Source organism: bacterium, from assembly GCA_035691305.1.
Taxonomy (GTDB): domain Bacteria; phylum Sysuimicrobiota; class Sysuimicrobiia; order Sysuimicrobiales; family Segetimicrobiaceae; genus DASSJF01.
In genome coordinates this window covers 50,286-62,574 of the sequence record DASSJF010000087.1, presented here as the reverse complement: position 1 = coordinate 62,574, position 12,289 = coordinate 50,286, and the positions used below count along the sequence as shown (strand labels likewise).

The following is a 12,289-nucleotide window of genomic DNA, read 5'->3' as shown; positions in this document are numbered from 1 at the left end:
GAGGTTCCGCGATGGCGGCACACTCTTTTGCACGCTCCGCGGCCGCCCTCTTGACCGGCGTGTACTTCGAGCGCGCGACCACCTTCCGAGAATCCGCCGGCTCGGCCTGCCTGACGCCTGGATTTACGACTTCCGGCACCTCAGCATCACATATTCCATAGCGGCCGGCATAGACCCAAGGACGACTGCGGACCGGGCCGGTCACAAGGATCCGGCGTATATGATCCGCCGGTACAGCCACGCTGTCGCAGCCGCCCAAGACCGGGCCGCCGAGGTCGCCAGCGGGTTGCTCCGTGCGAGCAAATTGCTAGCAAGACCGGCTAGTACTCAGGGATAGGCAATGGTGCGGAAGGCCTTGATTTGCTTGGTCGGGCCGGCCGGATTTGAACCGGCGACCACCTGAACCCCATTCAGGTGCGCTACCAAGCTGCGCTACGGCCCGACGGCCCCCATATTATAGCACCGGTGCGTGACCGGTTCCGCTGAGGCTTCGAAGAGGAGTGAACACCCGCACGCCGGGTTACACGTCGGCGCCGCGCTTCCGGCACGCGTCCAGGAGCACCTCGGGCTTGTGCCGGAATGCCGCGCGCTCGGCACGGCCCTCGGCCAGCGACAGTAGGACGTCGGTCAACGTCCGGTTGACCGGCACCGCCACCCCGAGGCGCGCGCCTTCGCGCTCCACGGCGCCGTTGAGGACCGCCACCTCGTTTTGCCGCCGGCCGCGCTCGAGATCGTGCCACAGCGACGGCATTTTGTCCCCCCTGCCCCGGCTCAGGCCGCGCCGCAGCACGGCCCGTCCCAGCCACGGCGGGGCTGCCATGACACGCACCAACAGCGGGACTGGAAACCCGGGCAGCGCGACGGGCCGGAGCCCGAGCGCCCGCACGACCCGGACCGCTTCGTGAAATGCGGCGCGCTCCAGCGTAAAGAGCCGGGGGTCCCCCGCGATCGCACCCGCCGGTAAATCTAAAATCGCGGACGTCGCGTTCATCAGCAGGTTGAGCAGCAGCTTGCTCCACTTCATCTGCGCGGCATCGGGATACGTCCGCACCGCAAGCGGCGAGGTGCGAAACAGTGCCGCGGCGCACCCGACGGGTGACGCGGCACCGACCGGCGCGAGCGCAATCCCGCCCCCGCGGGTGTGGCGCCGCACCGAGCCCGGGCGGCCCTGCTCGACGCTGATCGTCACCGCCCCCGAGACGGTGCGGTCGCCGCCGATCACGCCGGCGACGGTCTCCTCGCTCCCGACACCGTTTTCCAAGACTACAACGGACGTGTCGGGCCGCGCCAGCACCCCGGCGAGCAGCGCGAGTGCCTCCGGCACCTGGTAGGCCTTGACCGCCAGCATGACGATGTCAGGCGGCGCCGCGAGATCGTCGAGCGAAGTAACCGAGTCGACGTTCTTGCAGACGGTGCGACCAGCGGCGCCGTCGAGGATCAGGCCCCACGTGCGAATCGCGGCGACGTGGGGACGGCGGCCGAGCACGGTGACCCGCGGCGGTGCGCCGGCCGGCGGCCGCGACTCGGCCAGCGCGGCGGCCACGAGCGATCCGACGGCACCCGCGCCGTACACGAGCACCTGCGTGCCGTCAGGCACTACGGCTTGGCGACGCGGTCGGTGATCCGCAGTTCGGTGCCGGCGACGAGTCGCTGGATGTTCGAACGATGCCGGTAGATCGCAAACAGTGAGGCAATGAGGCCGAAGGCCACGTATTCCGGCGGCGTCCGAAAACGCCAGAGCGCAACGGGCACCGACACGACCGCAAGCAGCGAGCCGAGCGACGCGAACCGCGTGATGGCGACGGCGACGAGCCAGACGACTGCGGCGAGGAAGGCCGCGGGTAGCGACAGCGCGGCCAGCACGCCGAACGAGGTCGCGATGCCCTTGCCGCCGCGGAAGCCGAGGAACGGCGACCAGTTGTGGCCGGCGATCGCGGCGAGCCCGGCGGCGACGACCGCCCACGGCGCGACCCCGGCGCGCAACGCGAGCAGCACCGGGACGAGCCCCTTCAGCACGTCGACGAGCAGCACGGCCGCGGCGACGGCGGGCCCTGCCACCCGCAGGACGTTGACGGTGCCGATATTGCCGCTGCCGTACTTCCGGATGTCTTCGCCGCGCAGTACGCGCACGAGGACGAGACCGGTCGGCAGCGCGCCGATGAAGTACCCGAGGACGATGAGCGCGGGCGCCATCGCTATCCGGACGTTCGTGCGGTTTCCGGGGGTCTCCTCCCCCGGAGCGTCCAGCGGATCGGCGTGCCCGCCAGGTCGAACGCGCTCCGAACCCGCCGTTCGAGGTAGCGCTGGTAGTCCGGCGTCATCAGGCGCGGGTCGTTGACAAACAGTACGATGGTCGGCGGCGCGCTCTCGGGCTGCGTCGCATAGTAGATGTGCAGACGGTGGCCGCGGCTATCGGCGGCCGGCTCGGACGCCGCGACGGCCGCGGAGACCGCGCGGTTCAGCGGACCCGTCGGAATCCGGCCCGCGCGGACTTCGGCCGTCCGGAGTACCGCCGCCATGAGGCCGTCGATCCCTTCCCGGCGGATCGCCGACGTCGGGCAGATCGGCACGTCCGCGAGAAACCGCAGGCGCACACGCGCCACCCGTTCGACCTGCTCGACGGTGTAGCCCTTCAGCAGATCCCATTTGTTCACCGCCACGACCACGCCGCGGCCCATCTCGTACGCTTCGCGCGCGATCCGTTGGTCCTGGTCGGTGATGCCTTCCGTCGCGTCGATGACGAGGACCGCGACGTCCGCCCGGACAAGCGCCTGATGCGTCCGGCGCGTGCTGTAGTATTCGACGGCTTCGACGACGCGCGTGCGCCGGCGGAGCCCCGCGGTGTCGATCAGCACCACGGGACGCCCATCGTACGTCAGCGCCGTGTCGACCGCGTCGCGCGTCGTGCCCGGCTGTTCGTCCACCACGACGCGATCCTGGCCGAGCAGCGCGTTGACGAGCGACGACTTGCCGACGTTGGGACGCCCGATGAAGGCGGTGTGAACCGCGCCCGGCGCCGCCGCCGCTTGCGCACCTTGCTCCGCGGAGGCCGCTTCCGCGGCGCGGGAGAGCGCGTCGACGATCGCGTCCAGCAGGTCACCCGTGTCGAGGCCGTGCGCGGCCGAGACCGGCATCGGATCTCCGAGGCCGAGCGCGTGAAATTCGGCGGCGTTTGCGGCGGCGGCCGGGGTGTCGGCCTTGTTCGCCGCCAGCAGCACGGGACGCGCCTGCCGACGCAGCACGTCGGCGATCTCGGAATCCTGAGCCAGGAGTCCCGCCGAGACGTCCACGACGAACAGGATCACCGCCGCGTCCGCGATCGCCTGCTCGGACTGACGCCGCACGGCGGCGGTCAGGGCCTCGGTGCGACCGAGCACGAGTCCTCCGGTGTCCACGAGCGTGAACGTCCTCCCGCGCCACTCGCACGCGGCCTCCAGGCGGTCGCGGGTCAGGCCCGGCAGGGCTTCGACGATGGCCAGACGGCGCTGCAGGAGCCGGTTGAAGAGCGAGGACTTCCCGACGTTCGGGCGGCCGACGATCGCGACTACGGGAAGGCCGCCGTTCATGCCCTGCCTCCGGCGGGAACGCGATTACGGATGGGGGATGAGCACGGACTCAGCGCGTCCCGAGACCCTCGAGGCGCAGGAGCACGTCCTCGATGATCCAGTCCGGGGTGCTTGCGCCCGACACGACGCCGACCGACTCCACGCCCGCAAACCACTCCGGCCGGATCTCGGCTGCGGTTTCGATATGGTGGGTGGGCAGGCTGCGCTCGCGCCCGATTTCGGCCAGGCGGGTCGTGTTGGAACTGCCCCGCCCGCCGATCACGAGCAGCGTCTGCACCTGCTCGACCATGACGTCCGTCTCTTCCTGGCGGACGGTGATCGCGGGGCAAAGCGTGTTGAGTACCTTGAGTTCGCGGATCCGGATCGCGAGGTCGCCGACGATCTGCCGGAAATTATCCTGCGACTGGGTCGTCTGCGAGACCACCCCGACCTTGCCGGTGACCTTGACCGCCGCCGCTTCCTCGCGCGTGTGCACGATGGTGACCCGGTCGCCGAGCATTTCCTTGAGCGTCACCATCTCCGGGTGCCCATGGTCGCCGACGCAGATGACCTGGTAGCCCTCGTCCGCCAGCTTCTTGGACAGGGCGTGGGCGCGGATCACGACCGGGCAGGTCGCGTCCACGATCCGTAGGCCGCGCGCGCGGGCGGCGTCGAGCACCGCGTGCGCGACGCCGTAGGCCGAGACGACGAACGCCTCCCCCTCGAGGCCTTCCGTGCGCTCGGCGACCTGCACCCCGGCGGCCTGGAGACGGCCGACGACCTGCGGGTTGTGGATCAGCGGACCCCACGTGGTCACGGGACCGCCCGCGCCCTCGGCGGTCTTCTGCGCGATGTCGACCGCGCGGCGCACGCCGCCGCAGAACCCCATGTGCTTGCCGACGATGATTTTCATGGCGTCCTCATCATAGCAGAACGCGGCGGCTACGAGATTCTCACGCCTGCCTCGCCGCCGGAGACGCGCCGCCCCGCGATCGCCGCCAAGTTGTCCTCATCCTGAATGAGAATCCGCGTACGTTGCACATCGAGGATATCGAGACGCCGCCACTCGGCCAGGATGCGACTGACCGTATACGGCGAGGTAATGACCAGTTCGGCCAAGTCCCGCCGGGAGAGCGGCACGTCGACCACGACGCCGCGGCGCGTCTTGCGCCCGAGCGATTCGCCGAGGCGAAGAATCAGCCGGGCCAGGCGGCGCCTCACGTCCACGGAGATGACGTCTTCAAGCCGGCTCCGCTCCTCCTCCATTAGTTCCTGTAGCCACCGAATCACGGCCACCCCGGCCTGCGGGTGCGCCAGGACGACGCGAACGATCTCCGCGCTGTCCCAGACCAGCGCGCGGGAATCTTCCAGCGCTTCGGCGGAGGCGAAGCGCACCGCCTGGTCGAGCCCGATGCGGCCGTCCCCGAAGTGCTGCACCGGCGCGACCACTCGGAGAATCACCTCGTCCCCGCCCGGGGCGGTGCGGGCCAGCTTCACCATGCCGCCCGTCAGCAGGAAGACGTCCCTCGCGGGGGTGCCCTGATGGAAAAAAAATTCTCTCTTGCGCACCGCCCGCCCGCGCGCCGACCGCGCCAGTCCTCGCAGCGTCGCATCCGGCAGATCTCGAAACAGTGCGCTCAGGCCGACGAAGATCCGGTCGCTCGCCACCACGTGCTCGTGTAACCGCACGAGCCGTTCCAGCGCGTCCGCGGAAACGCGTTCGCGCCGGTACAAACAGGCCACCGTCAACCGGCCCGGCCCGGCCGCCCGTTCGATGAGCGACTCGAGCTCGCGCAGTTCGTCGTTGTCGCGCGGCGCGATGGTCCAGGCCCAATCGCCGGCGAGGCGCAGGCCGCCGAAGCCCGCCGACGCCGCCTCGGCCTGCACTCGAAGAATTTCCCTGATCGCGCGGGTAGCTTCGAGCGGCGGCGGTCCGAAGAGCTCGCGCGTCGTCATCACCGCGAAGGCCCCTCGCTGAATCTCGCGGTCGGCCCGGAGCCCATGCGCGGACAGCGCCCGAACGATCTGGCCGGGCCCTGCCTCGGCCGCGAGATACACGCAGCGCTCCCCCTTCGCGAGCCCGTCCTTGACGTACGGGACGATGAACTTGAAGAGCTCCGCGGCGTCCTCATATACGACGACCACGTGATCCGGGGTGCTCGCGACGCGCGATCGCACGGCTATGGCCGGCTCGAGCCCGGCGATTTCAGCGGCGCGGCCTCTACGAGGCGTTCCCGGCCGCGGGCGACGATGCGCGTGCGCCGCGAGTCCACTACGTTCTGACGGCGCCATTCCTTAAGAATCCGGCTGACGGTGGAGGGCGAGGTGCCGGTCCTTTCGGCCAAATCCCGCCGCGACGGCGGCATCTTGATCACGGTGCGACCAGGTCTGCCGGCTTCGATTCGACGGCAAAGTAGACGCTGCTGCTCGCCGGGCGCGGTCTGGGAGAGCGCGTGCCGGGCATCCATCGTCGTGCCCAGCAGGTTCGGTGCGGGGGAGCGCTCCCCTGCGAGGGTGCGCCAGCGCACCGATTGCGCGAGCGCACGGTGTGACGCCCTGCAGCGACGGTCCCCGCCGCCGGCGGTAGGCTTGGGTGGAAATGCATCCTCCGAACGGTGTCCGGCTGCGGGTCCTTGTCGTCGACGACGAACCGACGTATGCCGAACTGGTGGTTGCCGAGTTGCGCCACGTCGGTTTCGCCGTGGAATGGGAGATAGTCGAGAGCGAGGAAGCATACCTCGACGCCCTTGCGCGCTCCCCCGACCTCGTGCTGAGCGACTACGCGCTGCCCCGGCTCGGCGGTGAGCGAGCGCTGGAACTGCTGCGCCAGCACGGGCCGGAGATCCCCTTTATCGCGGTAACAGGCACGATCGGAGAAGACGCCACCGTGACGCTGATGAGCGGCGGCGCCGTCGACTACCTCACGAAGGACGGCCCGGCCGACCTGGGTCCGTCCGTAGCGCGATGCCTCACGGTTTGGCAGCTTCGCCGAGAGCAGCGCGAGAGCAAGAAGGAGTATCGCGATCTGTTCGAGCAGGTGCCGATCGGGCTGTACCGGGCGACGCCCGACGGCCGCATCGTCGATGCCAACGCTGCCCTGTGCGAGATGCTGGGTTATCCCGATCGCGAGTCGATCCTGGGCGTCAACGCGGGGGACCGGTACGCGGATTCGGCGGACGGCGCGCGGTGGCTCGCGCAGATCGAACTCGCCGGCGTCGTGCTCGGCCACGAGACGCGGATGACGCGGCGCGACGGGGCGGTCATCTGGACGCGGGACACCGCGCGTGCCGTGCGCGGCGACGACGGTGCGACCGCCTACTACGACGGCGCGATGGAGGACATTACCCCACGCAAGGAGGCGGAAGCGGCTCTGCAGCGGCAACTCAGCCGTCTGGCCAGCCTGCGGACCGTCGACCTTGCTATCACCGGCAGCCTCGACGCGCGGGTCACGCTGAGCGTGCTTCTCGACCAGGTGACGATGCAGCTCGGCGCGGACGGCGCGGACATCCTGCTGTTCGAGCCGGAGAGCGCGACGCTGACGCGGACGGCCGCGCGAGGCCTCGTGGCCGGTGGACACTCGGCGAACGGCTGGACGGCCGGGCCGGTCGCCCCGGGCCTCGCGGCGCGCGCGGCGGCGGGGTCGCGGCTCGTAACGATCGGGGACGTGGCGACCGATCCGGACGCGCGGATCGACCAGGCGGCTCTCCAGGCGTACGGGGTCGCCGCGTACTTCGCCATGCCGCTGCTTGCGAAAGGCCAGGTCAAGGGCGTGTTGGAGGTGCTACACCGCCGACCGTTTCTTCCCGACGAGGAGTGGCGGGAGTTCCTCGAAGCGCTCGCCGCACAGGCGGCCATCGCGATCGACAACGCCGTGCTGTTCGGCGACCTGCAGCGCTCGAACGCGGAGCTCGTGCGCGCGTACGATACAACGCTCGAAGGCTGGGCGCGCGCGCTGGATCTGCGCGACAAGGAGACCGAGGGGCACACCCAGCGCGTCACCGAGCTCGCGGTGCGGCTGGCACGCGCGGTGGGCCTCGCCGGGGCAGAGCTCGTCCACTTCCGCCGCGGGGCGCTGCTCCACGACGTCGGAAAGATCGGCATTCCCGATGCGATCCTCTCGAAGCAGGGTCGATTGAGCGAAGAAGAACGGGCCGTGATGCGGCTTCACCCCAAGTATGCGGACGACCTCCTCGCGCCGATCGAGTACCTGCGGCCGGCGCGGGCCATCCCCTACTGCCACCACGAAAAATGGGACGGCACCGGGTATCCCCGGGGACTTCGCGGCGAGGAAATTCCACTCGCCGCCCGCATCTTCGCGATCGTGGACGTGTGGGACGCGTTGCTGTCGGACCGGCCATACCGCAGGAGGTGGCCCATCGAGCGGGTCAGGAGGTACATCGCCGCGCGGGCCGGTAGCCATTTCGATCCGGCCATCGCCGACGTCGCGCTGCGCCTGCTGCCGCACGACGCGTGAACGGCCGCCGGCTCAGGACAAGAGGCGCGCGATCTCCGTCATGTAGAGCCGTCCGATCGCGTCGAGCTCCTCGCGGCCCCGTGAGACCCGCTCGCCGGCCGCGGCCGATCCGGCCTGCGCGGGCGGGGTGACGTAGAGCGGCGGGCCGATCCGAACCGCGATTCGCGCGCGCCGCAACCGGTGCGCGTCCCGAGGTAGCACCACGTCCGTCCCGAGCACGGCGACCGGCAGCAGCGCCGCCCCGGTTCGGCGGGCCAGCAGCGCGGCGCCCGGCTCGGGCTCCCGGAGCGCGCGGTCCCGTCCGCGCGTGCCCTCCGGAAACATGACGAGCACCCCGCCGTTCTGCAAGATCTCGAGCGCGGTCCGCAGCGCGTGCCGGTCGGCGGTGCCGCGCCGCACCGGAAACGCGCCGCACTTCGTGATCCACCAGCGCACGCCGGGGACGCGGAAGAGTTCGTGCTTCGCCATGAAGGCCACGCGGCGTCGCAGCGCCGCCCCGACCACGAGCGGGTCGAGATCGCTCAGGTGGTTGCTCACGACGACGACGGGCCCGGCGGCCGGCTCGTGTTCGCGGCCGTCCACCCGAAACCCGAACAACACACCCAGGATGATGCGCAGTAGAGCTTTGGAGATCCTATAGACCACGCGCGCGGTCCACCAGCGCCATGATCTTCGCCACTACTTCGTCGACCCCCAGGTCGGTGCTGTCGATCACCGCGGCGTCCGGCGCCACAACGAGCGGGGCCACGGCCCGCGTCGTGGCCGCGCGGTCGTCCTCCGCCTCGATGCGGCGGACCTCCTCGAGCGGGACCATCTCACCGAAGGCGGCGAGTTCCGCCTGGCGCCGGCGCGCGCGCGCCGATTCGGAGGCGGTGAGATATACTTTGACGTCGGCGTCCGGGAGAATGACCGAGCCGATGTCGCGTCCCTCCATCACCACGCCGCCGGCGGCGCCGAGCGCCCGCTGCCTATCGCGCAGCGCCGCGCGGACGCCCGCGACGCGGGCGACGCGGCTCACGATGCGATTGACCTCGACCGTGCGGAGGGCCGGCGTCACGTCCTCGCCGTCCACATAGACGCGCGCGCCGCCCCCCGTGCCCGGCTCGACGCGGACGCGGCCCGCGAGCGCGGTGAGGGCCGCCTCATCGTCGGGCGAGACAGCGTGCCGCAGGGCCGCCGCGGCAACGGCGCGGTACATCGCGCCGGTGTCGACGTGGCGGTATCCGAGCCGGCGCGCGACTTCGCGGGCGATCGTGCTCTTTCCCGAGCCCATCGGACCGTCGATCGCCACCGCGATGTCTTTGCCCTTTCCCGCCACACGCCACGACTTCGTCGGCCTCGCGGCGAACGCCTCGCGGGCCGACCGCCTGCGGCGGACCGGCTCGCAACCGCGTAAACAAAGCGCCGGCGTTGACGCGCCGGCCGGGGCGACGGTACCATCGTACGCGAAATGGCCGAACGGGACCGTGGGAAGATTCCGCGTGCGGTCATCGCCGGGGTGGCCGCGCTCACGCTGCTCCGGCTCGCGATCGCGGCCGTCCTGCCTCTCGGGGACGACGAGACGTTCTATTGGGAGTGGTCCCGGCATCTCGCCCCGGGCTACCTCGACCAGCCGCCGGCGATCGCCTGGCTGATTCACGCGAGCACCGCGGTCTTCGGCAACACCGCCTTCGCCGTGCACTTCGTCGCCGTGGCGCTGTTCGGGATCACCTCGCTCGCGCTTTGGGTCCTCGCGCGCGAGGTCTCAGGCCGTGGCGACGCCGCGACCGTGGCGGTCGCGCTGCTCAACGTCATCCCCGTCTTCGCCGCCGGCGGCCTGCTCGCCGTGCCGGACGGTCCGCTCGGCCTTGCCTGGGTGCTCACCCTGTTGTGGACGTGGCGGGCGGCCCGCGGCGCCGGCCTACCCGCGGCCGGCCACCCTGAAATCAACACGGGCGTGCGCCCCTGGCTGTACGCCGGCGTCTGGCTCGGGCTCGCGCTCGACAGCAAGTACACGGCAGCCGCGCTGCCGCTGTCGGCGGCGCTCTGGCTCGCCGCTTCCCCCTATCGGCGGTGGCTGCGGCGGCCCGAGCCGTACGCCGGGCTCGCGATCGCGGCTCTGCTGTTTGCGCCGGTCGTGTGGTGGAATGCCACCCACCAGTGGGCGTCGTTTTCGTTCACACTGCGGGGCCGACCCGGCTGGTCCGCCGGCCCCAACGCGCCGGTCTTCCTCGGGCTGCAGTTCATCTATCTCGCTCCCCTCCTCTTTCCCTGGCTCGTCTGGGCGCTCGTCGTGTCCTGGCGCCGAGGGTTCGGCGCGGACGCGTCGGCGCCGGGCTGGCTGTTTCTCGCGGCCGCCGGCATCCCCGTGATCGCGGGCGTCACCGCGGCCAGCCTCGTCGGCGCCGCGAAGGGGCACTGGGCCGCACCGGGCTACATGACCGCGACGATCGCGCTAGCCGCGCTCGTTACCGAGCGGCCCTGGTCCGCGCGGCCGCCGGTGTGGCGGTTTGGGGTCGGCGCGGGCGTTGCGTCCGCCGTCCTGGTGACCGTGTTGACCCACGCGCTGCCGGTGATCTCCGGCGTACTCCTCCCGCCGCGGCTCGATCCGACCGTGGACTATTACGGGTGGCGCTCCGCGGCGCCGACGATCGCCGCCGTGGCCCGCCGTGACGCGCACGGCCCGTTCTTCATCGCGAGCGACCGCTACCAGGTGCTTGCGCAGTTCGACTTCGGCACCGGCGGGCGGTATCTTGCGGCCTCCGTGACCGGCAACGACGAGTACCGGTACTGGACGCGCCTCGGCGATCTGCGCGGCCGGGACGGCCTGTTCATTCAGGACGGCCGGTACCGACGCGACGTCGATCTGCGGCAGGGCTGCGGCGCCGTCGAGCGCGGCCCGACCGTTCCGGTCGTCCGGCGCGGCGTCGTCGTGCGCACGCTCGACCTGGTGTGGTGCCGCGATTTTCTGGGACGGCCCATTCCTTCGCGACCCTAGCGCCGAGAATCGCGCATCAGCAACAGCACGAGTCCACCGAGAATCAACAGCACCGGGAACACCTGGTCCTGCACGACCGGAATCGACAGCAGGTGAAAATTCCGGAGCAAGAGATACGCGCCGCCCAGGATGAGGAGCCAACCCAGCATCCGCATCCGGCGTCCTTCGTGGGCGGGAGGTCCCAGCAGCGGCGGGGGCGGCGGGACCGGCGCGCCCACGGGCGTCTCTCCGAGGGGTTCCTCCGGCACGATCACGACCGTCACGAGGTACAGCAGCACCCCGAGGCCGTTCCAGGCGGCGAGGACCACGAACCCGAGCCGGATCGGATTGCTGTCGACACCGAAGTACCGCCCGAGCCCGCCGCAGACGCCCGCGATCCAGTAGTCGGTCCGCGACCGGTACAGCCGCGGCCGCATCTACCCGCCGCCTCGAGCCGCCCGCGCGAGCACGTGCTGCGCGCGCACCGCGACCGGCCGGTCCACCATCGCGTTGTCCACCACCACGATGCCCGATCCGGCCGCCTCCGCGCGCTCGAAGGCGTCGACGATCCGGCGGGCTTTCGCGATCTCGTCCGCCGCCGGGGCCAGGACGCGGTGAACGGGCGCGATCTGCGCGGGGTGGATGACGGTCTTGCCGGTGTACCCCAGACGGCGCGCCGCCGCCGTATCGGCGACCAATCCCGCTTCGTCGCGGAAATCGGCGAAGATGCCGTCGATCGCGTCCACGCCCGCGGCGTGCGCCGCCAGGCCGACCGCCGCGCGTGCGGGGGCCAGTTCGCCGCCTTCGCGCGTGCGCGGCAGCCCCGCGTCCGCCGTGAAGTCCTCCGCTCCGAAGACGACGCCCCAGACCCGCGGCGACTCTCTCGCGATCGCGGCGGCGTTGAGGACGCCGCGCGCGGTCTCGACGAGGGCGAGGATTCGCAGGCGGCCGCGCGGAGCGCCGAGGCGGTCTTCCACGGCCAGCAGGCGCGCCGAAAGACTCTGCACGTCGGCGGGCGTCTCGCATTTCGGCAGGCAGACGCCGTTCGTCCGGGCGCGCCCGGCCGCGCGCAGGTCGGCGTCCAGGAGGCCCGACCCGGTGCTGTTGACGCGAACGAGGACGACGAGGCGCTCGGGCAGCGGATCGAGGAGCGCGGCAGCTACGGCGCCGCGCGCGGTCTCTTTCTCGGCCGGCGCGACCCCGTCTTCGAGGTCCAGAATCACCGCGTCGGCCGCGGTGCCCGCCGCCTTCTGGATCATGTCACGGCGGTGCCCCGGGACGAAGAGCAGACTTCGCAGCACCCAGGCGGAGTCG

The 12,289-nt window shown here is 71.1% G+C and carries 11 protein-coding genes and 1 tRNA gene; 2 read left to right on the top strand and 10 right to left on the bottom strand.

All coding sequences use genetic code 11. From position 1 onward, the window contains the following. Positions 1 to 365: 365 nt before the first annotated feature. The 6 genes from VFL28_17515 to VFL28_17490 form a co-directional block, all read right to left on the bottom strand. Positions 366 to 442 (bottom strand) — tRNA-Pro (locus tag VFL28_17515). A 78-nt stretch (positions 443 to 520) separates the two neighbouring features. After that, entirely contained in the window at positions 521 to 1,597 is a 1,077-nt protein-coding gene (locus VFL28_17510) for a 2-dehydropantoate 2-reductase (protein ID HET7266468.1), read from the bottom strand. After that, the gene (gene plsY / locus VFL28_17505; GenBank protein ID HET7266467.1) at positions 1,597 to 2,193 is read right to left on the bottom strand and encodes a glycerol-3-phosphate 1-O-acyltransferase PlsY; all 597 of its coding nucleotides are present in this window, start codon (positions 2,191 to 2,193) and stop codon (positions 1,597 to 1,599) included. Before plsY ends, VFL28_17510 begins: the two co-directional genes overlap by 1 nt. Before the next feature lie 2 nt (positions 2,194 to 2,195). After that, entirely contained in the window at positions 2,196 to 3,566 is a 1,371-nt protein-coding gene (gene der / locus VFL28_17500) for a ribosome biogenesis GTPase Der (protein HET7266466.1), read from the bottom strand. A 49-nt stretch (positions 3,567 to 3,615) separates the two neighbouring features. Beyond that, on the bottom strand, positions 3,616 to 4,458 hold the full coding sequence (gene ispH, locus VFL28_17495) for a 4-hydroxy-3-methylbut-2-enyl diphosphate reductase (protein HET7266465.1): 843 nt from the start codon (positions 4,456 to 4,458) through the stop codon (positions 3,616 to 3,618). Between the two features lie 29 nt (positions 4,459 to 4,487). Beyond that, the gene (locus tag VFL28_17490) at positions 4,488 to 5,723 is read right to left on the bottom strand and encodes an MEDS domain-containing protein (GenBank protein HET7266464.1); all 1,236 of its coding nucleotides are present in this window, start codon (positions 5,721 to 5,723) and stop codon (positions 4,488 to 4,490) included. Positions 5,724 to 6,144: 421 nt separating this feature from the next. Here VFL28_17490 and VFL28_17485 point away from each other — a divergent pair, with 421 nt between their 5' ends. Beyond that, positions 6,145 to 8,019: an HD domain-containing phosphohydrolase gene (locus VFL28_17485; protein ID HET7266463.1), complete on the top strand. Its 1,875-nt coding sequence runs from the start codon at positions 6,145 to 6,147 to the stop codon at positions 8,017 to 8,019. A 12-nt stretch (positions 8,020 to 8,031) separates the two neighbouring features. On the opposite strand, the gene VFL28_17480 is transcribed toward VFL28_17485, so the two are convergent. Together VFL28_17480 and cmk are read right to left on the bottom strand one after the other, a co-directional pair. After that, on the bottom strand, positions 8,032 to 8,664 hold the full coding sequence (locus VFL28_17480; GenBank protein ID HET7266462.1) for a lysophospholipid acyltransferase family protein: 633 nt from the start codon (positions 8,662 to 8,664) through the stop codon (positions 8,032 to 8,034). Beyond that, the gene (gene cmk / locus VFL28_17475; GenBank protein ID HET7266461.1) at positions 8,654 to 9,337 is read right to left on the bottom strand and encodes a (d)CMP kinase; all 684 of its coding nucleotides are present in this window, start codon (positions 9,335 to 9,337) and stop codon (positions 8,654 to 8,656) included. The genes VFL28_17480 and cmk overlap by 11 nt, the downstream gene beginning before the upstream one ends. A 132-nt stretch (positions 9,338 to 9,469) precedes the next feature. On the opposite strand from cmk, the gene VFL28_17470 reads away from it, so the two are divergent. Then, the gene (locus tag VFL28_17470) at positions 9,470 to 10,996 is read left to right on the top strand and encodes a glycosyltransferase family 39 protein (GenBank protein HET7266460.1); all 1,527 of its coding nucleotides are present in this window, start codon (positions 9,470 to 9,472) and stop codon (positions 10,994 to 10,996) included. Here VFL28_17470 and VFL28_17465 read toward each other — a convergent pair. Together VFL28_17465 and VFL28_17460 are read right to left on the bottom strand one after the other, a co-directional pair. Then, positions 10,993 to 11,412, bottom strand: a complete 420-nt coding sequence (locus VFL28_17465) for a PspC domain-containing protein (protein ID HET7266459.1) — start codon at positions 11,410 to 11,412, stop codon at positions 10,993 to 10,995. The two genes, VFL28_17470 and VFL28_17465, sit on opposite strands and share 4 nt — an antisense overlap. Then, a complete protein-coding gene (locus tag VFL28_17460) occupies positions 11,413 to 12,276 on the bottom strand; it encodes a CoA ester lyase (protein HET7266458.1) in 864 nt (287 codons plus the stop codon). It abuts the gene before it with no gap. Positions 12,277 to 12,289 lie beyond the last annotated feature (13 nt).

Coding starts and splice junctions, on each gene's coding strand:
- plsY (HET7266467.1), bottom strand. CDS start 2,193: ATGGCGCCCGCGCTCATCGTCCTCGGGTACTTCATCGGCGCGCTGCCG.
- der (HET7266466.1), bottom strand. CDS start 3,566: ATGAACGGCGGCCTTCCCGTAGTCGCGATCGTCGGCCGCCCGAACGTC.
- ispH (HET7266465.1), bottom strand. CDS start 4,458: ATGAAAATCATCGTCGGCAAGCACATGGGGTTCTGCGGCGGCGTGCGC.
- VFL28_17485 (HET7266463.1), top strand. CDS start 6,145: ATGCATCCTCCGAACGGTGTCCGGCTGCGGGTCCTTGTCGTCGACGAC.
- VFL28_17470 (HET7266460.1), top strand. CDS start 9,470: ATGGCCGAACGGGACCGTGGGAAGATTCCGCGTGCGGTCATCGCCGGG.
- VFL28_17465 (HET7266459.1), bottom strand. CDS start 11,412: ATGCGGCCGCGGCTGTACCGGTCGCGGACCGACTACTGGATCGCGGGC.